A 23,336-nucleotide genomic window follows, 5' to 3' on the forward strand; every position below is an offset into this window, starting at 1 on the left:
CCAAGTTTTATAGTGTGTTACTGCACTGCGTAGACGTCCCGTAAGGACTGTTGCGGCCCGGCGGGCTGACGGTCTGGGAACTGTAATCAGTGCTCAATCCCATCAAGTGTACCAGAGAGGTGTAGCTGGCCTCCGTGCCGCTGGCCTGGCCGCGTATCGTCAGGTTCACATCCAGCCAGTAAACCCGGTCGCGCGGATAGACCAGCGAGACCATGGCGCGGCCGCTGGCATCGGTGGTCACGCTCGGCGTGACGGTGACCGGAATGCCGGGATCGAGCACGCCGTTGCCGTTGTAATCCTCGCCCGCATCCAGGATGCCGTTGCTGTTGACGTCTTCGTTGTTGCATTCAACGCGCGCCTGCGGCTCCCAAGGCCCGGTCGGCGCGGTATAGGTCAGGTAGCCCTTGTAGTACTTCACCGGCAATACCGACGCGGTCAGCTTGATGCCCGATACCGCGTTGCCAGCAGCGTCGGTGACGATCACCGCGTAATCCATCTGATAGGTGGCGCTGCTGGGGAGGCCAACCGTATTGCCGGTGCCGGCGCTGATGAACAGCGATTTGGCGCCCACCGTCAGCTTGGCAATTGCCGATGGGCCGGAACCGCCGATCAGTTTGGCCTGGATGCGCACGCCGTCGGTCGCGGTGGCGGCGGTGCCGGCGATGAAACTGGTGGTGGCCACGCCATCCGAACCGGTGGTGACCACGGCCGGCTGGGTCAGGGTGCCGCCGCTCGGGTCGCTGATGATGGAGAAGGCCACGGTGGCATTCTTGACCAGGTTGTTCTGCGCCGTGCCGTCGCGCACGATGGCACGCAGCGTGGTTTGCTGGCTGGTGCTGCCCGGCGTGTTGACGCCCAACACGGCCGGATCGGCCTGCACGCTGATGGTGGTCAGGTTGGTGACCGGCGCCACGAATTCCAGGTCGGTCTGGGTGGTCTGGCCGCCGGCATTGGCGGTCAGGGTGGCCACGCCCGGGCTGGTGGCGTTGACGTAAGCGCTGGCGGCGCCCCCCGACAGCGTGACCGCGCTGCCCAGCACGCTGGTGCAGGCGGCATCGCTGTAGACCGTGCCGCGCGAGCTGCTGATGGTGACGCTGGCGCCCGGGGCGTTGGTCACCGCCACCTGCTGGCAACCGCCGATCGGCGCCGTGGTTTCCACATTGCCGCTGCCGTCCAGCACGCGGATAGCAAAGGTGGACGAGTTAATCGCGATCCCGGCAGAGGCGATCTCGCCCATGGATTTCACCGTGATCACGTCCGCCGTGCCGCCGCTGGCGGCGTAGCTCAGCACCAGCTGGCCGCCGGCATTGGTGACAGCCGCGCCGCCGCCTTTCACGGTCAGCGAGTTGGCGTTGGAGCTGAACGTCACCGGCTTGCCGACCAGCGCATTGCCGGCCGAATCGACCAGCTTGACGGTCACATCAGCGATGGCGCCGGCGTTGATGGTGGGCGAGGCATTGATGGTCAGCTTGTTGCCGCTGACATTGACGATGGTGGTCACCGGCGCCGCCCCCGCCACGGTGGCGGTGATCTTGATGGTGCGCGAGGTCGGGTCGCCGCCGGTGCTCAGTTTTTCCGTGACAATGCCCTGGGCGTTGGTGACGCGGTTGGTCAGGCTCAGGCTGCCGGAATCGGTTTTCAGGTCCACACTCACGTTCGGCATGACGGTGTTATTGGCATCGCGCACCAGCGCGGTCACCGTGACTTCATTGCCGGCCGTGCCGGCCGAGGCCAGCGTGCCCGAATCGGTGGTCAGCGACAAGGTCGGCACCGCGGTCACCACCTGGATCTGCACCGGCGCCGAGGTGGCGTTGCCAGCCTTGGCGGTAATGGTGATGGTGCGTGGCGTGCTGTCGCCCTTCACGCTGAGTTTTTCTTCCACCTGGCCGGCGGTGTTGGTCACGCGGTTGACGCTGCTGACGGTGCCGGAGCTGGCGGTAAACGACACGCTCTCGCCGGCCAGCGCATTGCCGCCCGCATCCTTGACGATGGCGGTCAGCGTGACTTCCGTGCCGTCCAGGCCGGACGAGGCAATGGTGCTTGCGCTGGCGGTCAGGGTGACGCTGGCCGCCTTGGACGGCGCCACGCCGTTGGCATTGGTGCCGGGCGAGCCGCCGCCGCCGCCGCACGCGGAGAACAAGCCGGCACAGGCCAGCGCGGTCAGCCATGCAGAGATCTTTTTCATGAAACGTTCATCCCAGTGAGTGTGAATCGGATTAGCGTGCCGTGGACAGGCGGTCAGCCACGATCTTCGGCGTGATGAAGACCAGCAGCTCGGTCTTGTCGTTGGTGCGGGTATTGCTGCGGAACAGATAGCCCAGCACCGGCACATCGCCCAGCAGCGGCACCTTGTCGGTGGTGCTGCGCTCGGTCTGCTGGTAGATGCCGCCCAGCACCACGGTGCCGCCGTTGTCGACCATCACCTGCGTCTTGACGTGCTTGGTGTCGATGGCAAAGCCGGAACGGGTTTCCTGGCCGACGCTGTCCTTGTTGACGTCAACGTCGATGACGACGTTGCCGTCCGGCGTGATCTGCGGCGTCACTTCCAGCCGCAGGTTGGCCTTGCGGAACATGATGGAGGTGGCGCCGCTGCTGGTGGCCACCTGGTACGGCAGTTCGATGCCCTGCTCGATCAGCGCCACCGCCTTGTCGGCGGTGATCACGCGCGGGCTGGAGATGATCTTGCCGGTGCCGTCCTCTTCCAGCGCCGACAGTTCCAGGTTGAGGAAGCGGTTGGCCGCCGAGGAGAACAGGCTGATCGCCAGGTTGCCGGCCTGGACGCCGTTGATGCTGGAGGCCGGCAGGTTGACGAACTGGGTGTTGTTGTAAGTGGAGTCGGTCAGCTTGACCTGGCCGGTGACCTCGCCGATGCCGGTCATATTGCCGGCGATGCCGATGCGGGTATTGCCGTTGCCGATCTGGTAGCCGGCGTCGCCGCCGCGGATGGTGCGCAGGTCGGTGAAGCCGAGCTTGGCGCCGAGGTTGCGGGTGAAGGTGTCGCTGGCCTCGACGATGCGCGCCTCGATCAGCACCTGCTTGGTGGCGACGTCGGTCTTGGCGATCAGGCGGCGCACGTCTTCCAGCTTGGAGGCGATGTCGGTCACGAACAGCTGGTTGGTGCGCGGCTCGATGATGGCGCTGCCGCGCTTGGACAGGATGCGGTTCTTGGCGTCGCCGCCTTCCAGCCCGAACACGGTCTTGAACGATTCCGCCTTCTGGTAGTTGAGCTGGAAGATTTCCGATTTCAATGGCTCCAGGTCGGCAATCTGGGCCTTCTGTTCCAGCTCCAGTTTTTCCTTGGTCAGCAATTCCTCTTTCGGCGCGATCCAGATCACCGAGCCGTTCTTGCGCATGTCCAGGCCCTTGGCTTGCAGGATCACGTCCAGCGCCTGGTCCCACGGCACTTCCTTCAGGCGCAGGGTCAGGTTGCCGGCCACGCTGTCGCTGGTGATGATGTTGAGGCCGGAGATATCGGCGATCGCCTGCAGCGCCGCCCGCACTTCGACGTTCTGGAAATTGAAGGACAGCTTCTCGCCGCGGTAGCCTTGCGAACCCTGGGTCAGCTTGTTGGGGTCTTCCTTGATCGGCTTGACATCCACCACCAGCTGGGTGTCGCTCTGGTACACGGTCTGTTCCCACAGGCCGCGCGCCTCGATGGTCAGACGGGTGTTCTCGCCCTGCGGCACGGTGGTGACCAGCGCCACCGGCGTGCCGAAGTCGCCCACGTCCAGCCGGCGGCGCAGGCTTTCCGGCACCCCGGTCTTGAGGAAATCGACCACCACGCCGGTCGGCGTCTGCCGCACATCGACCGCCACCTGATTGTTGGGCAGGTCCACCACCACCCGGCCTTCGCCATTGGCGCCGCGGCGGAAATCGAGATCGCGCAGCACTTGCCTGGCGGCCGGGGCGGCAGCAGCTTTGGCCGCCGGCAAGCCGCTGGCATCGACCGCGGTGGCCACGCCGCCGGAACCGTCAATGGTCAGGATCACCGCTTTGCCATCGAGGGCGGTGGCGTAATTGAGCGTGCGTTTCAGGTTGAACACCAGGCGCGAGCGGTCACCGGCCTGCACCACGTTGACGCCGCGCAGGTCGCCCTGATTGAGTTCCTGCACGGTCTTGCCGGTGGCGTTGACGGTGGCGCCAAAGTCCAGCGCAATGCGCGGCGGATTGGTGATGGCAAAATTGATCGGCAACTTGTCCGGCGCATTGCGCAGGCCGATCTTGACGATCACATTGGCGCCCTGCTGGTTGGCGGTAATCGATTCGATGGCGTTGCCGGCCGACGCCGTGACGGCGGCCGGCTCGCTGGTCTGTGCGTGGGCGCCGCAGGCAAATTGCAAGGCCAGCGCCCAAGTGGCGGCGGCCAGGGCGCGCCGGGCCGTGTGATGAGCGGTCATTTGGTGTTCTCCTTGCTTTCCTGCAGTTCCAACTTGGACTGGCGCTCGACCCAGTCGCCGGTGGCGTCCTGGACGATTTCCCTGAGGTTGACGGCATGCTCGTCAATGCTGGTGATGCGGCCATCGTTCTGGCCCAGGTGCTGCCCCACCACCACCTGGTGCACGGCACGGTCGACCTGCAGCACGGCGTGGATCACGCCTTTTTTCTCGATGGTGCCGACCATCTTGATGGTGTCGAGCGGATAGGTCTCCAGCAGTTCCTTGCGGCGCGTGGTATCGGGCCGCAGCCCGCTGGCGCCGGCCTGCGCCGCCTGCTTGGCCAGCTCAGCCAGCAGCTTGTTGGGATTGAACGGGTCCAGCTCGTCCTTGTGCTGGTAGGCAAACGGGATGAAGGTCTTGGGCTCGGCCAGCGGCGGCACCTGGACCTTGGTTTGCGCCTCCACCTGTTTCATCCAGGTGCGCACTTCCTGCACGTCGCTGTCGCCGCAACCGGTCAGCAGCGTGAGCGCCATCAGGGTCGGGAGGATCAGCGTTTTCATGATTTTTTCGCCGCCTTTTTCTTGTCGGCGGCGGCCTTGCGCTGCGCGGCCACCTCTTCCGGATCGAGATAGCGGAAGGTCTTGGCCACCGCTTCCAGCGTCAGCGTGCCATCCTTGCCGGTGCTCAGCGCCAGGTTGTTGAGGGTGACGATGCGCGGCAGGTTGGCAATGTCGCCGGTGAAGGCGCCGACGTCGTGGTAGCTGCCGGTGATCTTGATGTCGATCGGCACTTCGGCGTAATAATCCTTGACCACTTCCTGCTGCGGCTTGAACAGCTCGAACTGCAGGCCGCGGCCGGAGCCGGCCTGGTTGATGTCGGTCAGCAGCGCGGCCATCTCGGCCTTGCTGGGCAGCTGTTTCTGCAGGCGGTCCACATACTGATCGACCTGGGCTTTTTGCGCGCGCAGCGCGTCCAGGTTGATCGCTTGCGCGGTCTTGATCTTGTATTCCTCGCGCAGCCTGGTTTCCTGCAGCGCGCCGGCCTCCTGCTCCTCGAACTGCGAACTCCAGTAACCGAAATAGCCGGCCGCGCACACCGCCGCCGTCACGCCCAGCGCGCACAGCACGCGCGGCGCCAGCGGCCACTGGCCGGGATGGCGGCCGTTGAGGTCGCGGAACTGGTCGGCAAACTGCGCGAACAGCAAATTGAGGTTGATATCAGCCTTGGCCATGGCGTCGGTTCCTAGGCGTGGGCCGGCGGCAGGCCGGCGGCTGGGGTGGCGCCCGGCGTGGCCGGTGCGGCGCCCGGCGGTTTACCCTTGGCGCCCTCTTCCGGCTTGTCCTTGTCGCGCGGGCGCTTGATCTTGACGTTGAGGTTGAACTCCACCACTTTCTTGGCGGTCTTGCCCTGCCCCAGGCCGGTCGACTTCACCTCGATCAGATCGGGCCGCTCCAGCCACGGCGACACGCCGGCCAGGTTGCGCAGCAACTCCGACACGCGCTCCTGCGACTGCGCGTAACCATTGACCGCCACCTTTTGCCCGTCCTGGCGGAAGGCCTTGAGGTAGACGCCGGGCGGGGTCTGCCTGACCAGTTCATCCAGCAGGTAGACCGGCTGGTTGCGGTCGCCCTGCAAATCCTCCACCGCCTGCTGACGCGCCTTGAGCGCCTCGATTTCCTGCTTGAGGGTGGCGATTTCCGCGATCTTCTTGTCGAGCCCGACAATTGCCGTCTTCAGCACCTGATTGCGCTGGTCCTGGATGGAGATGGCGCGCGCGTTGTAGCCGCCGACCAGCAGCACGATGCCGACGCCCACCAGGCCGCCCAGCGCCAGCAAGGCGAAGAAGGCGGTCTTCTTCTGCTTGCGCTTTTCTTCGCGGTGGGGCAGCAGGTTAATCCGTATCATCAGTCGAACCTCCGCAGCGCCAGGCCGCAGGCGACCAGGTAGGCCGGCGCGTCAAGGCGCAGCTGCGATTCGCGCACCGACGGTCCCAGCGTCATGCCCTTGAACGGCGAGATCACCGCGCTGGAAATGCGCGTGCGGCTGGCCACCAGCTCCAGCAGGCCGGGGATCAGGGCGCAGCCGCCGGCCAGGAACAATTGGTCGACCCGGGTGTAGGGGGTGGAGGTGTAGAAGAACTGGATGGCGCGCGTGACTTCCAGCGCGGCGCTTTCCAGGAACGGCGTCAGCAGCTCGGCCTGGTAATTGTCGGGCAGGTCGCCGGTTTTCTTGCGCGCCTCGGCTTCGTCGAACGACAGGCCGTAGCTGCGCACGATGTCTTGCGTCAGGGTGTTGCCGCCAAACGGCTGCTCGCGCTCGTAGACGGTCGCGCCGTCCAGCATCACCGAAATGTGGGTGACCTGCGCGCCGACCTGGAACAGCGCGATCACCTGGCCGGCGCCGCCTTCCGGCAGCTGCGCGGTAATGCGGTCGAGCGCGGCGCGGGCGGCGTAGGATTCAATGTCCATCACGGTGGCCTTGAGGCCGGACGCCTCGGCGATCGCCACCCGGTCTTCGACTTTCTCGCGGCGCGAGGCGGCCAGCATGACTTCGATGTCCTCGGCCGAATTGGCGGCCGGGCCGATCACGTCGAAATCCAGGCTGACTTCATCGAGGGCAAACGGAATGTACTGGCTGGCTTCGGACTCGACCTGCACTTCCAGCTGGTCTTCCGGCAGCCCGGCCGGCAGGATGATTTTTTTGGTGATCACCGATGCCGGCGGCATGCCCAGCGCGGCGTGCCTGGCGCGCGTGCCACTCTTCTTCCACACCCGGCGCACGGCTTCCACCACCTGATCCATGTTCTCGATATTGCCGTCGGTGACGGCGTTGCGCGGCAGCGGCTCGGCGGCGTAGCGCTCCAGCCGGAGCTCGCCCTTGGCGCCCTGCGCCAGTTCCACCAGCCGGACGCTGGAGGTGGAGATATCGATCCCCACCAGCGGCGGGTTGCCTTGGCCCAGCAGGGCCTTCAAATCGATCATACGAGCCCTCCGGCGCCATGGCTGGCGCCTACCCTGCAGGACATCCGAACACACTGTCGAACTGTTTGCATAAAAGGAAACTCGTTTGAAAACCAGCGTTTAGAAGGCTTATATCAGCCTGTACATTAAAACGGGTCTATTTAAGTGTAAAGGTATTTCTACTGTGCACAATTGCTGCGGTGTGCGGGTTTCGCCACACTTATTTTTGACGCCGTAAGCAACAAAACAACTGAGTTGTTTTGTTGGTCACGCGGAAATATTCCTGCCGTAGGGTACGGTGCGCGGCTCGCTTATAATGGCTTGCATAATCAACCGAAACGATCTGACTGCATGGCCTCTTCCAATACCACCCCTCCCTCATCGAATCCGCCAGAGAAAAAGGCACCGGCGGGCAAAGGCTCCCGCTTCCTGTGGATGGCCGGCCTGTCGATCGCCGGGCTGGGCCTGACCGGCGTGCTGCTGGTGGTATTCGGCCTGGCGATGGCCTACCCCAACCTGCCCGAGCTCGATACGCTGACCGACTACCGGCCGAAAATGCCGCTGCGGATCTTCTCCGCCGATAACGTGCTGATCGGCGAGTTCGGCGAGGAGCGCCGCAACCTGGTGCGCATCAAGGACATCCCGGACGTGATGAAGAAGGCCGTGCTGGCGATCGAGGACGACCGCTTCTACGAGCACGGCGGCGTCGACTACACCGGCATTCTGCGCGCGGCCCTGCACAACGCGGTGGGCGGCGGCGGCCGCCAGGGCGCATCCACCATCACCCAGCAGGTGGCGCGCAACTTCTTCCTGTCCAGCGAGCAGACCATCAAGCGCAAGGTGTACGAGATGCTGCTGGCGTGGAAGATTGAAAAGAATCTGAGCAAGGACCAGATTCTTGAGGTGTATATGAACCAGATCTATCTGGGCCAGCGCGCTTACGGTTTCTCGTCCGCCGCACAAATCTATTTCGGCAAGAATCTGCGCGACATCAGCATTGCCGAAGCGGCCATGCTGGCCGGCCTGCCGAAAGCGCCATCGGCCTACAACCCGGTGGTCAATCCCAAGCGCGCGCGCACCCGCCAACAGTACATCCTGCAGCGCATGCACGAGTTGGGCTACATCAGCGACAAGCAGTATGAAACCGCCAAGGCGGAAGAACTCAAGGTCAAGACCGACAGCAGCGAGTTCGGCGTGCACGCCGAGTACGTGGCCGAGCTGGCGCGCCAGCTGGTGTATGAGCAGTTCAAGGAAGACACCTACACCCGCGGCCTGAATGTGTTCACCACCATCACCAAGGCCGATCAGGACGCCGCCTACCTGGCGCTGCGCAAGGGCGTGATGGATTACGAGCGCCGCCATGCGTATCGCGGCCCGGAAGCCTATATCGACATTCCGGCCAACAAGGAAGAGGCCGACGACGCCATCGAGACCGTGCTGGCCGAGCATCCGGACAACGACGACCTGATCGCGGCCGTGGTGCTGCAGGCCACGCCGCAGCTGATTACCGCCGTCACCGCCTCCGGGGAAGAAATCAAGATTGCCGGCGCCGGCCTGGAGATGGGCCGCTCGTGGCTGTCGGACAAGAACCCGCCCAACAAGCGCATCCGCCGCGGCGCGGTGATCCGCGTGATGCAGGAAGGCAAAGACTGGCTGGTGGCGCAGATGCCGGAAATTGAATCGGCGTTTGTGGCGGCCAGCACGCAGGATGGCGCGATCAAGGCCATGGTGGGCGGCTTCGACTACAACCGCAACAAGTTCAACCACGTGACCCAGGCCTGGCGCCAGCCGGGTTCGTCGTTCAAGCCGTTCATCTATTCGGCCTCGCTGGAGCGCGGCCTGTCGCCGGCCACCGTGATCAATGATGCGCCGATCTCGTTTGACGCCGGCCAGACCGGCGGCCAGGCGTGGGAGCCGAAGAACTACGACGGCAAGTACGACGGGCCGATGACCATGCGCAAGGGCCTGACCAAGTCCAAGAACATGATTTCGATCCGCATCCTGCACCGCATCGGCGCCAAATACGGCCAGGAATACGCCACCCGCTTCGGCTTTGACGCCGACAAGAATCCGCCCTACCTGACGCTGGCGCTGGGCGCGGGCAACGTGACGCCGCTGCAGATGGCCGGCGCCTACGCGGTGTTTGCCAACGGCGGCTACAAGGTTAGCCCTTACCTGATTTCCAAGGTGACCGATGCCGACGGCAAGATCCTGTCGCAAGCCCATCCGGACGTGGCCGGCGACGAGAAAAACCGCGTGATCGACGAGCGCAATGCCTTCCTGATGGATTCCATGATGAAGGACGTGGTGCGCTTCGGCACCGCCACCAAGGCGCTGGTGCTCAAACGTCCGGACATTGCGGGCAAGACCGGCACCACCAATGATTCGATCGACGCCTGGTTTGCCGGCTATCAGGCCAAGCTGGTGGGCATTGCGTGGATTGGCTACGACCAGCCGAAGAACCTGGGCAACCGCGAGACCGGCGGCGGTCTGGCGCTGCCGATCTGGATCGGCTACATGCAGAAGGCGCTGAAGAATATCCCGATCGAGGAACGCGCGGTGCCGGAAGGCGTGATGCTGGTGGGGGATGAGTACTACTATGCGGAGAATCCGCCGGGCGCCGGGGTCAACAATCTCGACGCGCCGGGCCACGGCACCCCGGCCGAGGAAAAGGCCAAGGACGCCGTCAAGAACGAGCTGTTCTAGGACTCAGGGCTTGAGCACCACCGGGGCGCCGCCCTGGGCCGAGACCATCTCGGACAGCGAGGCGTACAGTTCGGTGTGGTCGCGGCCATTGATCCACTGGCCATCGACCTGCTTGTAATGGTAGCCGCCCGAGCGGGAGGCTACCCACAGTTCCTTCATCGCCGCCTGGCTGTTGACGATGATCTTGCTGCCGTTGTCGAGAAACTCGATTTCCAGCACATTGCCGCTGCGGCTGCACTCGACGTCAACCACGTCTTCATCGTTCAAACGGTCCAGCGCTGCCTCGATGGCATCGAGAGCGGCTTCCGCCTGCGCCAGGAATTCTGATTCGCCCATGCTACACTCCAGTATCTGATCTCAAATAAACCGTGATTTTATCGTGAAGTCCTCTCTCCGTTTGATTATCCTGAGCGTATTGCTGAGCGGCTGCGGCCAACCCGGCCCGCTGTACCTGCCCAAGCCTCCAGCGGCCAAGCCTGCCAAGAGCGGCAACGCCCCTGCACCGACTTCTGAACCCGCCGCCCCTCAACAATAATTGCTTATGTCTCAATTCTCGTACCAAGACGGCGTGCTGCACGCCGAAGGCGTCTCGCTGAGCGCCATCGCCGCACAGTTCGGCACCCCGACCTACGTCTATTCCAAGGCCGCCCTGCTGGCCAACTTCGCCGCCTACGCCGACGCCTGCCAGGGCCGCGATGCGCTGGTGTGCTACGCCATGAAGGCCAATTCGAATCTGGCCATCCTCGACCTGCTGGCGCGCCAGGGGGCGGGCTTCGACATCGTCTCCGGCGGCGAACTGCTGCGCGTGCTGGCGGCCGGCGGCGACGCGCGCAAGGTGATCTTCTCCGGCGTCGGCAAGAGCGTGGAAGAAATGCGTCTGGCGCTGTCGCACGACATCCTGTGCTTCAACGTTGAATCGATTCCCGAGCTGCACCGCCTGAACGAGGTGGCCGGTTCCATGGGCAAGAAAGCGCGCATCTCGCTGCGCGTGAACCCGAATGTGGACGCCAAGACCCACCCGTACATCGCCACCGGCCTGAAAGCCAACAAGTTCGGCGTGGCATTTGACGATGCGCTGGCAACCTACCGCACCGCCGCCAGGCTGCCGCACCTGGAAGTGTCGGGCATCGACTGCCACATCGGCTCGCAACTGCTGGACGACGCGCCGCTGCTGGAAGCGCTGGACCGCCTGATCGAGCTGATCGACCAGCTCGGTTCGGAAGGCATCGAGCTGCACCACCTGGACATCGGCGGCGGCATCGGCATCGACTACCGTGAAGCCGGCGAATCGGCGCCGGTGCCGGTGGGCGACTACCTGGGCCGCCTGTTTGCCAAGGTCGACGCCTGGCGCGCCGCGCGCCACCACGGCAAGCCGATCAAAGTCATCTTCGAACCGGGCCGCTCCATCGTGGGCGACACCGGCGTGCTGCTGACCAAGGTGGAATTCCTCAAGCACGGCGAAGAGAAGAATTTCTGCATCGTCGATGCGGCCATGAACGACATGGCGCGTCCGGCGCTGTACCAGGCGTGGATGGACATGCAGCCGGTGGTGCAAGGCAAGGCAGAGGCGGCGGCGTACGACGTGGTGGGGCCGATCTGCGAATCGGGCGACTGGCTGGCGCGCGACCGTTCGCTGGCAGTGGCGGCCGGCGACCTGCTGGTGATGCACACCGCCGGCGCCTACGGCATGACCATGGCCTCCAACTACAACACGCGCGGCCGCGCCGCCGAAGTGATCGTCGACGGCACCGTACCGCACCTGGTGCGCCAGCGCGAAAATCCGGCCGACCTGTACGCGCTGGAGTCGGTCATCAAGTAACACCGCCAACAAAGCCGCCGCTCTCCGGCGGCTTTTTACTGCGCTGACGATTTGCGCAGCGGCAGCGGCGGCTCGGCAGGGTAATCTTTCGGCAGGTTCGGGTTGGCCAGCACCAGGCAACGGACGGCGCTGGACTTGAGGTGTTTGATTTCTTTCTGGAAGTGGCGAGCGGTCAGCGCGTCGAGGGAGCCGTCGCGCCTGGCTGCGGCCAGCCCGACTTCCAGGCGCTCGGCCAGCTTCGGTTCGGCGGCGCTGACGTAAAACACGGCGGGCAGCGGGTAGTACAGCACCAGGTCGGGCACGATCGCCAGATCGTCGGTCAACAGCGATGGCGCTTCCACGATGCTGGTGGGCAGATAATCGAAACGCTTGTTGAGCAGCATTTCCAGCAGCGTCGCCACGTTGCCGCTGTCCTCGACCTTGTAGCCATTGTGCCGCAGGATGGCCGCGTCCAGCCAGCCGCGGCCCTGCCCCGCCGGTATTTTCCTCAGCTGCGCCTGGCTGGTGATGGCCTGGAACCTTGGCAGATCCAGCTTGCGCACTATGAGCACACGGTAGCCGAGCAGGCCAGACAGGATGGGGGTGCTGATCAGGATATTGCGCTCTTGCGGATCGCCAGCGGCGACGTCGCGCCACGGGCCGGCATGGACGTTGAGGTGGCGGCCGGCGTAGACCTCGCGCCGCACGCGCATGGTGCTCAGGCTGTCCAGCACACGCTCCACGGTGAAAGCGCCATAGGCCGCCCTGGTCTTGTCCAGCGCCAGCGTCAGCGCGGCGACCTGGTAGTCGTCGCGCCGGGGCGTGCGGCCCCAGTCCCAGTAGCGGTAGGTCATGGCCGCGCTGGCGGCGCGGGCATCCCACACGCCCAGCGAAGCCAAAGCCAGCAGCGTGCGCCGGCGCAGCAGGTTAAGCTTGATGTCAGACAGCATGGAACCAGTCTAACATGCCGGCTCTGCTGCCCTATTTCCTGAACCACCAAACCACCCGCATCAGCAGGAGGCTGCCCAGGATGGCGCCAAAGAGGATGGGCTGGGTGAAGTTGTGCTTGCCCGCTTTCATCCACCAGAAGTGCAGGATCGCCAGCGGCGCAATCAGGTACACCAGCCGGTGCAGCCACTGCCACTGCTTGCCGCCCAGGCGTTTGATCATGCCGTTGGTGCTGGTCACCGCCAGCGGTATCAGCAGCACAAAGGCGATGAAGCCAACGGTAATGAAGGGCCGCTTGAGCACGTCTTTCCACATCTCCTGCACATCGAAGAAGTGATCGAACCACAGGAAGGTCATGAAGTGCAGGAAGCCGTAGAAGAACACATACAGCCCGAGCATGCGGCGCAGTCTGATCAGCCAGTTCCAGCCGCTCAGCTTGCGCAGCGGCGTCACCGCCAGCACCATGCACAGGAAGTACAAGGTCCAGTCGCCGGTGCCGCGCGTGATGAATTCCAGCGGATCGACCAACTGCCCGGTGACGGTCAGATACGCCATGCGCGCCAGGGGCAGCAGCGCCAGCACAAACACCGCGCCCTTGAGCCAGCTGATTTGCTTCGTGCTCAGCATCAGTAGAACTTCTTCAGATCCATGCCGGTGTACAGCGAGGCGACGTCGTTATAGCCGTTGAACATCAGCGTCTTGCGCTTGCGGGCCAGGAAACCGTCTTCACCAATGCGGCGCTCGGCGGCTTGCGACCAGCGCGGGTGGTCAACCTCCGGATTCACGTTGGAGTAGAAACCGTATTCGTTTGGCGCCGACAGATTCCACGAGGTGCGCGGCTGCTCTTTGACAAAGCGAATTTTCACGATCGACTTGGCCGACTTGAAGCCGTACTTCCACGGCAGCACCATGCGCACCGGCGCGCCGTTCTGGTTCGGCAGCACTTCGCCGTACATGCCAAAGGTCAGCAGCGCCAGCGGGTGATTGGCCTCGTCGATGCGCAAGCCTTCGGTGTACGGCCATTGCAGTACGCGGCTGTTCACGCCCGGCATCTGCTTCTTGTCGGCCAGGGTGACAAACTCCACGTACTTGGCGTTGCCGGTCGGCTCGACTTTCTTGATGATCTCGGAGAACGAGTAGCCGATCCACGGGATCACCATCGACCAGCCTTCCACGCAGCGCAGGCGGTAGACGCGCTCTTCCAGCGGCGCCAGCTTCAGCAGCGCGTCGATGTCGAGCGTGACCGGTTTCTTGACCTCGCCTTCGATGGTGACGGTCCACGGCCGGGTTTTCAGCGTGCCGGCGTACATGGCCGGCTCGCTCTTGTCGGTGCCGAATTCGTAATAGTTGTTGTAGGTGGTGGCGTCCTTGAACGCGGTCTGCTTGTCCAGCGCCGAATAGGCCGGATTGAGCTTGGCCGGCAGCTTGGTGCCGGTCTGGGCAAAGGCTTCACGGCTGGCCATCTGCAGCAGCGCGGCACTGCCGACCGCGCCCATGGCGATCTGCTTCATGAAGGTGCGGCGCGATTCGTACAACGCGCGCGGCGTGATTTCCGAGGAATACGGCAGGTCAATGCCGTTGGGACTGCGCTTGATCAGCATGTCGGCTCCAGAAGATTGGTCTAGGGCTAAACCTTACACCGAATCTTCCGAAACAAATATTAAACTTAAGTTTACAACTTGCCGTAGGAGTGCAAACCGGACAGGAACATGTTGACGCCAAGGAAAGCAAACGTCGTCACCAGCAGGCCCACCAGCGCCCACCACGCCGCCGGACGGCCGCGCAGGCCGTTCATCAGGCGCATGTGCAGCCAGGCCGCATAGTTGAGCCAGACGATCAGCGCCCAGGTCTCTTTCGGGTCCCACGACCAGTAGCCGCCCCACGCTTCGGCCGCCCACAGCGCGCCCAGGATGGTGGCAATGGTAAAGAACGCGAAACCGGCTGAAATGGCCTTGTACATCACGTCATCCAGCACTTCTTCCGATGGCAGGCGGTCCTTCAGGTAGCCCGAGGTTTTCAGCAGATAGGCCGAGGCCACCATGGCGGCCAGCGCGAAGTTGCCGTAGCCGATGAAGTTGGCCGGGACGTGGATTTTCATCCACCAGCTTTGCAGCGCCGGCAGCAGCGGCTGGATGTCGGCGGCGTTGCGCGAGGTGGTGTACCACATCAGGAAACCGATCGCGGCCGAGATCACCAGCAGCACGAACGGCCCCATCTGGCGGGTGGCGTAGCGCTGCTCGAAGTACAGGTAGAACATGGCGGTGATCAGCGAGAACAGGATGAACACTTCGTACAGGTTGGACACCGGGATGTGGCCGACGTCGGCGCCGATCAGGTAGGACTCGAACCAGCGCACCATCATGGCGGTCCAGCCCAGCACCACGGCGGCCCAGCACAGCTTGGAGCCGATGCTGGATGCCGAGCCCGAGCGGCCGGCAAAGCCGATCCAGTAGAACACGGTGGAGATGGTGAACATTACGCTCATCCACAGCACCGCCGACTGGCTCGACAACATCATGCGCAGCCAGAATTTCTTGCTGCCGTTGTCGAGCTGGCCGGCGTACATGAAGATGGCCCACAGCGACAGCAGCGCCACCAGCGGCATCAGCCAGCGCACCGGCTTCCAGTGCCAGCCCAGGGCGGCAAAGGTCGGCACGGTGGCGACCAGGATGGCTTGCTCGTAGACGTCCATGAAGTGGCCGTAGCGGTTCAGCGCGAACACGGCGCCGGCCAGCAGCGCCAGCGCGAACAGCCAGTCGGTCACGGTCAGGCGCTTGAAGTAGCCGGGCGCCTGCTGATAGGTTTGCTGGGATTGGGTCAGTTCCATCATCTCTCCTGCTTAAGCCGATTGTGGCAGCTTTTCTTTCAGTATTGCGAATTCGCGTTCAAAGTCCAGCGTTTTGCGCTGGGTGCTCATGGCCATCAATGCTTCCGCCCCGGCGCCATCGTCCTTGATCCAGATCCACAGACGGCGCTCGCGGATGTAGAACATGGCAAACACGCCGAGCACCAGGAACAGACAGCCAAGATACACCACATTCTTGCCCGGCGAGCGCGTCACCTGGAATACCGAGGCTTGCACGTGGGTGAAATCGTCCAGCTGCAGATAGACCGGGGCGCCGTAGAAGAAGGCATCCGACAGCGCGTTGGTGGCCAGTTGCAGGAAGCGGGCGTGGGTCTCGTCCTCGCTGACCGCCTCCAGGCCATCCCTGGCGCGCGCCACCTGCCACAGATCCCACAGGCTGCCGTTGAGGATTTTCATGACCACATCGGCAGCTTTTTCCTGCTCGGCGGCCGGGATTTTTTCCAGGAACTGCGACATGGCCATGAAGCCGCCCACTTTGCCATCGCCGGCGAAAATGCCCAGGCTTTTATCAGCAGAGGCCAGCAGCTGGGCGCGCAGGGCGTCGCCGCTGGCCGACTTCGGCGTGGCGCGTTCGGCGTAGCGTTTGGCGGCGGCGGCGCGCAGCTGCGGATCTTGCAGCGCGGCGCGCAGGCGCATCCATTCGGTCACGCTGTGGCCATCGTCGGCCGGGATGCGCAGGTAGCTGAAGTTGTCCGACGGATGGGCGCGCATGCCGGCCAGGAACACGGTGGCGCCGTCCACCGTCACCGGCTGCATATAGTTCTGGTATTCGCGCGCCTGACCGGTCTTGTCGCGCAGCTTGTAGCTGACGCTGGGGCCGACGTTTTTCAGGTTCTTGTTGTTGGCGTTCTTGCCGGCCGAGCCCATGTGCTCGCCCAGTTCTTCCTGCAGGCTCTTGCCCTTCTTCACCGCGCGCGGATCGTCGGTCGGGCCGACGTTTTCGACGTTGAAGGGACGGAAGCCCGACCATTCGACGGTGTAGGCATCGCCCAGCGGCGTGCTGGCGCCGACTTCGCCGGCGATCTCGAAGCGCTTGCTGTCGTTGCCGGCCATCGGGAAGCCGGTGAGTTTCAGCTTGCTGCCGCCGTCGTCAAAGCTGGACTGGTAAATCGCCACGCCCTTGAAGATCAGCGGCTTGTTGACCTCGATGGTGGCCTTGACGGTTTCACCGGTCTGGTTGTCGCGCACTTCGACATCGCTGGCAAACAGCTTGGGCATGCCGGTGCTGTAGAAATCGATGGTGAATTTCTGCAGGTTGATGGTGAACGGCAGCTCCTGGATCAGCACGCCGTCCGGCCGGGTCAGGGTGGCGGTGTTGCTGGTCTGGCCTTCGGGGATGAAGGTATTGCCGCGGAAGGTGGGATTGCTGGTGCTGAGGCGGTGCTGCGGCGGAATCTGCGAGATCAGGCCGCTGCCGGTGAACGGCGTCTTGCCGAAGAACCATTCCTGCAGGCGGATCGGCAGATCCGAATCCAGCACCCCGCCCAGGCAGATCACCACAATGGCCGAGTGCGCGAAGATGTAGCCGAACTTGTTGGCGGCGCCCTGCTTGGCCGCCACCAGCGTGCCATTGTCCTTTTCGACCAGCTTGACCTTGTAGCCGGCGTCGGCCAGCCGGGCCGCGCTCTGCTGCGCCAGCGCGGCGCGCGCCAGCGGCGAGCGCCACTGCATCTTGTGGTGGAAATTGAGCAAGGAATTCTCGCGCACATTCTCGCGCCAGCTGCGCATGTCCTTCAGCATCTTGGGGGCATTGCGCACGATGCACAGCGTGGTGGAAATCACCAGCGCCGCCATCAGCAGCAGGAACCACCAGGCCGAGTAGACGGTGTACAGGCCGATCTTGCGGAACACTTCGTACCAGAAGGGGCCGAATTGATTGATGTAGTTGGCACTGGCCTCGCCCTGCTTCATCACCGTGCCGATCACGGCGGCAATGGCAATCATCGCCAGCAAGGCGATGGCGAAACGCATGGAGGAAATCAGTTCGACGATTTCACCGACGACGGGGCGGCGGGTTTTCAGCTGGATGCCGGTGGTGCTGGGACTGCTCATGCGGGTTCAGACTCTTTAAAAATGGTAGCCGCAGCATACCAACAAAAAGGGCAGCCTGCTCACGCCGCCGCCCTCTCTTTTGCATGATGCCGCTACGTTATTTCAGGCCTGCCACGTAATCCGCGACCGCCTTCATTTCTTCGTCCGACATGCGCTTGGCGATGGTTGCCATTTCTACACTCTTGCGCGTGCCGGCCTTGAACAGGCCCAGCTGCGCAACCGTGTAATCCTGGTGCTGGCCGGACAAACGTGGATACTGCACCGGAATGCCGGCGCCCGAGGCGCCGTGGCAGCTGGCACAGGCCGGCACATTCTTTTCCGCGATGCCGCCACGGTAAATCTTCTTGCCCAGCTCGATCGTATCCTTGTTCTTGGCCGCACCCGGCTTGGCCGACTGCATGACCAGCCAGGCCGCGACGTTGTGCTTTTCCTCATCGGTCAGCATCTTGGCGTAGGTGGTCATGACCGGTTGATTCCGGTCGGCGGTGGTAAAGTTCACCAGCTGCTTGTAAATATATCCCTCGTGCTGGCCGGCCAGCTTGGGATTGACGGCAATGGTGGAATTACCACCGGCGCCGTGGCAAGACACGCAAGCCGGCAAGCCGCGGGCGTTGTCGCCGTCGGTGTACAGGGTGGCGCCTTTAGCTGGATCGATTTTCGGAGCGGCAGGTTGGGCGGGCTTCTTGTCGTCGGCGGAGGCGGTGGCCGAAACGGCCAGCAAGGCGACGAACAGGGATTTTACAAACGGTGAAAACACACTATTCATTAAAGCACCCTAGTAGGAGTCTAAAAAGTTATGCACCAAAGTGTCCCGCTGCAGCACCAAACCGTGCATAGAAGCACTTGGTAACCACTCATTGTACAATAGCTTAAAAAAATACCTGCTTTAAACTGTTGCTTTTTCCCCAATCCCCATGTCCAAACTCTGGCAAGCCCGCTTCTTCACGACCGTCAACCAACTGCGCGAACTCCCCGACACCCAGGTGCCGGAGATCGCTTTTGCGGGTCGCTCCAATGCCGGTAAATCGACCGCCATCAATATTTTGTGCAACCAGAAGGGGCTGGCGTTTGCCTCCAAGACCCCGGGCCGCACGCAGCATATCAACTTCTTCTCGATCGGCGGCGCGCATGTGGCGCAGCACCGCAAGGACCCGACCATCGTCGAGGAAATCCAGGCCCTGCTGGTCGACCTGCCGGGCTACGGCTATGCGGAAGTGTCCGGCTCGGCCAAGCTGCACTGGCAGCGCCTGCTGGGCGACTATGTGCAGCGGCGCGAGCAACTGGCCGCGCTGATCCTGATCATGGACTCGCGCCGTCCGTTCACCGATCTGGACATCCAGATGCTGGAATGGTTTGCCCCCACCGGCAAGCCGATCCACTGCATCCTGACCAAGGTTGACAAGCTGAACCGTGAAGAATCGATCAAGGTGCTGCGCCAGGCGAAAGCCAAGCTGGACAGCTATGTCGATGAAGACGGCGAAGGCTTCCCGTTCACCGTGCAACTGTTCTCCGCCGTCAAGCGCGTCGGCATTGACGAAGCCAACGACAAGATCCTGGAGCTGGCCGGTCTGTTAGAAACTGATGAAAGTGATAGCGATGAGTAAAGTGAGTGCGCAGTTCCCAGGCATCCGCATGCGGCGCATGCGCCGCGATCCCTTCTCGCGCGCGCTGATGCGCGAAAACGTGGTGACGGCGGCCGACCTGATCTATCCGGTGTTCATCCTTGAAGGCACGCACCAGCGCGAAGCGGTGGCGTCGATGCCGGGCGTGGAACGGGTGTCGGTGGATCTGCTGCTGAAGGTGGCGGAGGAATGCGTGGCGCTGGGCATTCCGGTGCTGGCGCTGTTCCCGGTGATTGATGTTTCGAAGAAAACCCCGGACGGCATTGAAGCCACCAATCCGGAAGGCCTGGTGCCGCGCGCCGTGCGTGCGCTGAAGCAAGCCTTCCCGGAGCTGGGCATTCTGACCGACATCGCGCTGGACCCGTACACCAGCCATGGCCAGGACGGCCTGATCGACGAGAGCGGCTACGTCATCAACGACATCACCACCGACATGCTGATCCGCCAGGCGCTGTGCCACGCGGAAGCGGGCGCCGACGTGGTGGCGCCGTCGGACATGATGGATGGCCGCATTGGCGCGATCCGTCAAGCGCTGGAAGCCGGCGGCCACATCCACACGCGCATCATGGCCTACTCGGCCAAGTATGCCTCGGCGTTCTACGGCCCGTTCCGCGATGCGGTGGGGTCGGCGGCCAATCTCGGCAAAGGGGACAAGAACCAGTACCAGATGGACCCGGCCAACAGCGACGAAGCCCTGCGTGAAGTCGGGCTGGACCTGGCGGAAGGTGCGGACATGGTGATGGTCAAGCCGGGCATGCCCTACCTGGACATCGTGCGCCGTGTAAAAGACGAATTCAAGGTGCCGACCTTTGCCTACCAGGTCAGCGGCGAATACGCGATGATCAAAGCGGCCGCGCAAAACGGCTGGCTCGACCATGACAAAGTGATGATGGAATCGCTGATGGCCTTCAAGCGCGCCGGCGCCGACGGCGTCCTCACCTACTTCGCGCTGGACGTCGCGCGCAAGCTCAAAACCTAAACTCCGGGGTCAGGTCCGCCATTTCTACACGGCCTCAGCTGTAGCGTTCCGCTACAGCTGAGGCCGTGTAGAAATGGCGGACCTGACCCCGGAATTTAGCGCGAGGCGCCTCGGGTGTACTCGGGGAACATTTCTTTCAGCAGGAAGGCCATCAGTTCTTTTTCGTCTTCCTTGCGCGCACTCAGGGTCACGACTTTGCCCAGGCGGCGCGATTCCCATTGGAAGTCGCCCTGCTTTTCTTTGCGAATGATCTTGATCATCTCTTTCGCCACCGCCGTCTCGATGTCCTGCTCGGCGCCCTGCTCGACGTGGATCTGCTGCAGCCAGTTGCGCTTGAAGTTGGTGTTCCAGCCGCGGAATTTCACTTCGGCGCTGTGGTAGCTCTTGTCGACCTGGAATACGCCGCCAGTGTCGTCCTTGTCGGCGCCGCTGCTCTGGCCGGCGCCGTTGGCGCGGGCGATGTTGGCCTTGGCTATGCGGTTGGCGCGTTCGGCATCGCTTTCCACCGGGGCCGGCGGCGCCGGCTGCGGGTTCTGCGCTTCCCGCGCGGCACGCCGCTTGGCGATCATTTCCGACATGTCTTGCTCCGGCGGCGGCGTCATGGTGGCCTGCACCGGCGGTACATAGGTTTCCAGCTTCGGCCGCACGGCTTGCGGCGTGTCCTTGCTCACCACCTGCTTGCGCGGCGGCGGTTTGGCGGCCGTGGCCGGCTGCGGCTTGGTGACCGGCTTGTTTGGAATTTTTTTCTCAGGCAAGGGCGCGATGTAGACCATCTGCCCGCCCTTGGACGGCGGCGCCTTGGTCGGCTTGGGCGACGGCGCAAACAGGTAGTACAGCACGCCCAGCAAGTGCAGCGCAATCGAGATGCCGATGCCGATGCGGTTGTTTTTGGTTTTGCGTTCCCACGTGGCGAACCCATCCTGCGCCGACGGCAAGCGCTGGCCGCAAGTTTCGCAGTACTCGGAGTGCGCGGAGAGGATGTGGGAGTCGTGGTGCAAAATGCAAACCTTGGGGAACGCTGAAGTCGTCAAAATGGGGCCATAGTGCCAGAGTCCCGCTCTTTTGGGAACCGCTCGGATGGCATGATACCAGTATCAGGCTGCCCACTTTACAAGTTCCCTGTCTTGATGGGTGTTACCGTATGTATCAATCGCTTTACAAAGTGCCATGCGTTTGCCACCTTGCCGCGCTGCGCCGGCGGCTGGCCCGGCGCGGATGGTCAGCGATTTGCGCCACCAGCATGGCCACGCAACGGTCGGCGTCCAGCACCTGCCGGGACCGCATCTGCGGCCGCGCCAAGGCGTGTGTGTAGTAGTGCGGGCCTTCGACCGGGTAGCCCAGCGCCCACATATTGCCCACCACCTCGCCGTGCGCGTCGAGCGGTTGGCCGGCGCGGTTGATGTCAATGCCGCCGGGGTGAAAAACACCGTTGTAGTACGGCCGGATCAGGCCGCGTTTTAACAGATTACGGATAAGTAAGGATGTCTCGGTTTCGGGAAAAAACACGTCCAGTCTTGCAATCACGACCACATCAATGGCCTGTTGTTCGATGCCGCCGGCGAATTTGGTGCTGAGCACGTAGGTCGAGTCGTTTTCGTCGATGCCGATGCGGCTGCCGGGGCCGGCATGCAGCGCGATCACGCCGGCGTCCAGCAGCGCCAGCAGCTCCTGGTTGCGCCGCAGCGGCGGACCGAAGGCGGCGCGGTTGATGGCCGGGTGGTAGACGTTGAGGAATTTGCGGTGCGAAGCCGGGGTGAGCCCGCCGTGCTCGATGGCGGCCTGCAGGGTTGCCCGCACGTCGCGCAGCACATCGGCGGCGGCCTTGGCCGGGCTGCTCAGATTGCCCTGCTGCGCTTCGGCCAGGTCGGCCCGCAACCAGTCGAGGAAGTAGTCGCGGAACGCGGCCAGCGAGGCGAACTGGCGGTCTTGCAGCGGGAACAGCAGTCCGGCAAACACGGTGTCGTCCCCGACGGCGGCCGCGCCCGGCGTGGCGCGATAGACGTCGCCCATTTCGCGCTTGAGCAGGGGCAGCAGTTCGCGATCGAAATCAAGCTGGCTGCTGCCGCGCGTAATCAGGGCCTGGCGGCGCAGCGCTTCAACCGCATCCAGCGTGAAGTGGCGCGGCTGGTGGCGGCCATCCAGGCCTTTCTGGTTCACGCCGCGCGCGGCATACGGCAGGCAGTGGCGGGAGCACAGCGTCAGCCGGGGCTCGCGGCCCGAGCCGATGTAACGCAGCCGGCCCGCTTCCTCGATGAACGTGCCGCCGCGGCCGACGGTCAGTTCGGCAATCACGTCGTGCGCGCTCAGGCCCAGTCCCTGCACCGCCACCCGCGCGCCGGCGCCTATGCGCGCCAGTTGTTCGACCGGGTAGGCGTGGCGCACAAAAGCCAGCCTGCTGTTGTAACGCGCGTGGTCTTGCGCGAACTTGGCCAGCCAGGCGTCGAGATCGCTCGGCAGGTTGCTGCCGTGGCCGGTGGTCAGGAAGACGAAATCGCTGAGCACGATGTAGCCGCTCTCCAGCTCGATCACGCTGGCGCCGTCCGGCTGCTTGCGCAAATCGGCCGCGCGCTGGCGGTGATGGGTGAGCGTGACGCCGGGCGGCAGCGCCGCCGCGATCTGCTGGTAGACCCAGCCGAGATATTCCCCCAGCAGGCCGCGCGGCAGGTAGTCGCCATCGCCAATCTCGGCGCCGCCGTGCTCGCCCAGGCGGTAATAACGCCGGCCCACGCGCCGGTAGCCCTGCTGACGCGCCCATGCCGTCAGCGAAGGCGTGGCGCACACCGGCGCATGCTGCACCGCGCCCGGCGCCGGGAACATGGTGACCTGGCTGGCCAGGGTGTTGATCAGCAAATGCTGCGGCTGGCGCGCATGGTGCACGCCGGCGCCACAGTCACCGGGATCGATCAGGATGATGTCGAGCAGCAGCTGGCGCGCCGCCGCCGCGGCAGCAAGGCGTTCGAATACGCTGAGCCCGCGCGGCCCCATGCCGATGATGGCGACGCTGGTCCGTTTCATCTGATCACCTCTTT

The 23,336-nt window shown here is 63.7% G+C and carries 19 protein-coding genes; 4 read left to right on the plus strand and 15 right to left on the minus strand.

Features of this window, described 5'->3' with window-relative positions; genetic code table 11:
- Positions 1-7 precede the first annotated feature (7 nt).
- The 6 genes from ABDW57_RS20540 to ABDW57_RS20565 are packed head-to-tail and all read right to left on the minus strand — an operon-like array spanning position 8 to position 7,357.
- Positions 8-2,185, minus strand: a complete 2,178-nt coding sequence (locus tag ABDW57_RS20540; RefSeq protein WP_343732037.1) for an Ig-like domain-containing protein — start codon at positions 2,183-2,185, stop codon at positions 8-10.
- Between the two features lie 31 nt (positions 2,186-2,216).
- Positions 2,217-4,397, minus strand: a complete 2,181-nt coding sequence (pilQ, locus tag ABDW57_RS20545) for a type IV pilus secretin PilQ (RefSeq protein ID WP_343732038.1) — start codon at positions 4,395-4,397, stop codon at positions 2,217-2,219.
- Positions 4,394-4,936: a pilus assembly protein PilP gene (locus ABDW57_RS20550; RefSeq protein WP_343732039.1), complete on the minus strand. Its 543-nt coding sequence runs from the start codon at positions 4,934-4,936 to the stop codon at positions 4,394-4,396. Before ABDW57_RS20550 ends, pilQ begins: the two co-directional genes overlap by 4 nt.
- Entirely contained in the window at positions 4,933-5,607 is a 675-nt protein-coding gene (pilO, locus tag ABDW57_RS20555) for a type 4a pilus biogenesis protein PilO (RefSeq protein ID WP_343732040.1), read from the minus strand. Before pilO ends, ABDW57_RS20550 begins: the two co-directional genes overlap by 4 nt.
- 11 nt (positions 5,608-5,618) lie before the next feature.
- Entirely contained in the window at positions 5,619-6,281 is a 663-nt protein-coding gene (locus ABDW57_RS20560; RefSeq protein ID WP_343732041.1) for a PilN domain-containing protein, read from the minus strand.
- A complete protein-coding gene (locus ABDW57_RS20565; RefSeq protein WP_343732042.1) occupies positions 6,281-7,357 on the minus strand; it encodes a pilus assembly protein PilM in 1,077 nt (358 codons plus the stop codon). The genes ABDW57_RS20560 and ABDW57_RS20565 overlap by 1 nt, the downstream gene beginning before the upstream one ends.
- A 330-nt stretch (positions 7,358-7,687) precedes the next feature.
- Between ABDW57_RS20565 and ABDW57_RS20570 the strand changes: the two genes are divergently transcribed.
- A complete protein-coding gene (locus ABDW57_RS20570) occupies positions 7,688-10,042 on the plus strand; it encodes a penicillin-binding protein 1A (RefSeq protein ID WP_343732043.1) in 2,355 nt (784 codons plus the stop codon).
- 3 nt (positions 10,043-10,045) lie between these two features.
- On the opposite strand, the gene cyaY is transcribed toward ABDW57_RS20570, so the two are convergent.
- Complete coding sequence (gene cyaY / locus ABDW57_RS20575; RefSeq protein ID WP_343732044.1) at positions 10,046-10,378, minus strand: iron donor protein CyaY; 333 nt, start codon at positions 10,376-10,378, stop codon at positions 10,046-10,048.
- Between the two features lie 205 nt (positions 10,379-10,583).
- Between cyaY and lysA the strand changes: the two genes are divergently transcribed.
- Complete coding sequence (gene lysA, locus ABDW57_RS20580) at positions 10,584-11,861, plus strand: diaminopimelate decarboxylase (RefSeq protein WP_343732045.1); 1,278 nt, start codon at positions 10,584-10,586, stop codon at positions 11,859-11,861.
- 35 nt (positions 11,862-11,896) lie between these two features.
- Here the strand turns inward: lysA and ABDW57_RS20585 are convergent, their stop codons facing one another.
- The 6 genes from ABDW57_RS20585 to ABDW57_RS20610 form a co-directional block, all read right to left on the minus strand.
- Positions 11,897-12,790 carry a hypothetical protein gene (locus ABDW57_RS20585; RefSeq protein ID WP_343732046.1) on the minus strand — a complete coding sequence of 298 codons (894 nt, stop codon included), beginning with the start codon at positions 12,788-12,790 and terminating at the stop codon, positions 11,897-11,899.
- Between the two features lie 31 nt (positions 12,791-12,821).
- A complete protein-coding gene (locus tag ABDW57_RS20590) occupies positions 12,822-13,415 on the minus strand; it encodes a protein-methionine-sulfoxide reductase heme-binding subunit MsrQ (RefSeq protein WP_343732047.1) in 594 nt (197 codons plus the stop codon).
- Positions 13,415-14,389 (minus strand): protein-methionine-sulfoxide reductase catalytic subunit MsrP, encoded by a 975-nt coding sequence (msrP, locus tag ABDW57_RS20595; RefSeq protein ID WP_343732048.1) that lies wholly within the window; start codon positions 14,387-14,389, stop codon positions 13,415-13,417. The genes ABDW57_RS20590 and msrP overlap by 1 nt, the downstream gene beginning before the upstream one ends.
- 71 nt (positions 14,390-14,460) lie before the next feature.
- Entirely contained in the window at positions 14,461-15,615 is a 1,155-nt protein-coding gene (gene ccsB / locus ABDW57_RS20600) for a c-type cytochrome biogenesis protein CcsB (RefSeq protein ID WP_343732081.1), read from the minus strand.
- A gap of 12 nt (positions 15,616-15,627) precedes the next feature.
- A complete protein-coding gene (locus ABDW57_RS20605) occupies positions 15,628-17,706 on the minus strand; it encodes a cytochrome c biogenesis protein ResB (RefSeq protein ID WP_343732049.1) in 2,079 nt (692 codons plus the stop codon).
- A 97-nt stretch (positions 17,707-17,803) separates the two neighbouring features.
- Complete coding sequence (locus ABDW57_RS20610; RefSeq protein ID WP_343732050.1) at positions 17,804-18,472, minus strand: c-type cytochrome; 669 nt, start codon at positions 18,470-18,472, stop codon at positions 17,804-17,806.
- Positions 18,473-18,620: 148 nt separating this feature from the next.
- On the opposite strand from ABDW57_RS20610, the gene yihA reads away from it, so the two are divergent.
- Both yihA and hemB read left to right on the plus strand, forming a co-directional pair.
- Complete coding sequence (gene yihA / locus ABDW57_RS20615; protein ID WP_343732051.1) at positions 18,621-19,310, plus strand: ribosome biogenesis GTP-binding protein YihA/YsxC; 690 nt, start codon at positions 18,621-18,623, stop codon at positions 19,308-19,310.
- Complete coding sequence (hemB, locus tag ABDW57_RS20620; protein WP_343732052.1) at positions 19,303-20,307, plus strand: porphobilinogen synthase; 1,005 nt, start codon at positions 19,303-19,305, stop codon at positions 20,305-20,307. The genes yihA and hemB overlap by 8 nt, the downstream gene beginning before the upstream one ends.
- A 95-nt stretch (positions 20,308-20,402) precedes the next feature.
- Here hemB and ABDW57_RS20625 read toward each other — a convergent pair whose 3' ends face one another.
- Positions 20,403-21,305, minus strand: a complete 903-nt coding sequence (locus tag ABDW57_RS20625) for a hypothetical protein (protein WP_343732053.1) — start codon at positions 21,303-21,305, stop codon at positions 20,403-20,405.
- 157 nt (positions 21,306-21,462) lie between these two features.
- Positions 21,463-23,322 (minus strand): FAD/NAD(P)-binding protein, encoded by a 1,860-nt coding sequence (locus ABDW57_RS20630; RefSeq protein WP_343732054.1) that lies wholly within the window; start codon positions 23,320-23,322, stop codon positions 21,463-21,465.
- Positions 23,323-23,336 lie beyond the last annotated feature (14 nt).

It is taken from the genome of Duganella sp., assembly GCF_039595735.1.
In the GTDB taxonomy this organism is placed as follows: Bacteria; Pseudomonadota; Gammaproteobacteria; order Burkholderiales; family Burkholderiaceae_D; genus Rugamonas.

Excerpts from the sequence above, each read along its gene's own strand:
- ABDW57_RS20540 (WP_343732037.1), bottom strand. The coding sequence starts at position 2,185 with ATGAAAAAGATCTCTGCATGGCTGACCGCGCTGGCCTGTGCCGGCTTG.
- pilQ (WP_343732038.1), bottom strand. The coding sequence starts at position 4,397 with ATGACCGCTCATCACACGGCCCGGCGCGCCCTGGCCGCCGCCACTTGG.
- ABDW57_RS20550 (WP_343732039.1), bottom strand. The coding sequence starts at position 4,936 with ATGAAAACGCTGATCCTCCCGACCCTGATGGCGCTCACGCTGCTGACC.
- pilO (WP_343732040.1), bottom strand. The coding sequence starts at position 5,607 with ATGGCCAAGGCTGATATCAACCTCAATTTGCTGTTCGCGCAGTTTGCC.
- ABDW57_RS20560 (WP_343732041.1), bottom strand. The coding sequence starts at position 6,281 with ATGATACGGATTAACCTGCTGCCCCACCGCGAAGAAAAGCGCAAGCAG.
- ABDW57_RS20565 (WP_343732042.1), bottom strand. The coding sequence starts at position 7,357 with ATGATCGATTTGAAGGCCCTGCTGGGCCAAGGCAACCCGCCGCTGGTG.
- ABDW57_RS20570 (WP_343732043.1), top strand. The coding sequence starts at position 7,688 with ATGGCCTCTTCCAATACCACCCCTCCCTCATCGAATCCGCCAGAGAAA.
- cyaY (WP_343732044.1), bottom strand. The coding sequence starts at position 10,378 with ATGGGCGAATCAGAATTCCTGGCGCAGGCGGAAGCCGCTCTCGATGCC.
- lysA (WP_343732045.1), top strand. The coding sequence starts at position 10,584 with ATGTCTCAATTCTCGTACCAAGACGGCGTGCTGCACGCCGAAGGCGTC.
- ABDW57_RS20585 (WP_343732046.1), bottom strand. The coding sequence starts at position 12,790 with ATGCTGTCTGACATCAAGCTTAACCTGCTGCGCCGGCGCACGCTGCTG.
- ABDW57_RS20590 (WP_343732047.1), bottom strand. The coding sequence starts at position 13,415 with ATGCTGAGCACGAAGCAAATCAGCTGGCTCAAGGGCGCGGTGTTTGTG.
- msrP (WP_343732048.1), bottom strand. The coding sequence starts at position 14,389 with ATGCTGATCAAGCGCAGTCCCAACGGCATTGACCTGCCGTATTCCTCG.
- ccsB (WP_343732081.1), bottom strand. The coding sequence starts at position 15,615 with ATGGAACTGACCCAATCCCAGCAAACCTATCAGCAGGCGCCCGGCTAC.
- ABDW57_RS20605 (WP_343732049.1), bottom strand. The coding sequence starts at position 17,706 with ATGAGCAGTCCCAGCACCACCGGCATCCAGCTGAAAACCCGCCGCCCC.
- ABDW57_RS20610 (WP_343732050.1), bottom strand. The coding sequence starts at position 18,472 with ATGAATAGTGTGTTTTCACCGTTTGTAAAATCCCTGTTCGTCGCCTTG.
- yihA (WP_343732051.1), top strand. The coding sequence starts at position 18,621 with ATGTCCAAACTCTGGCAAGCCCGCTTCTTCACGACCGTCAACCAACTG.
- hemB (WP_343732052.1), top strand. The coding sequence starts at position 19,303 with ATGAGTAAAGTGAGTGCGCAGTTCCCAGGCATCCGCATGCGGCGCATG.
- ABDW57_RS20630 (WP_343732054.1), bottom strand. The coding sequence starts at position 23,322 with ATGAAACGGACCAGCGTCGCCATCATCGGCATGGGGCCGCGCGGGCTC.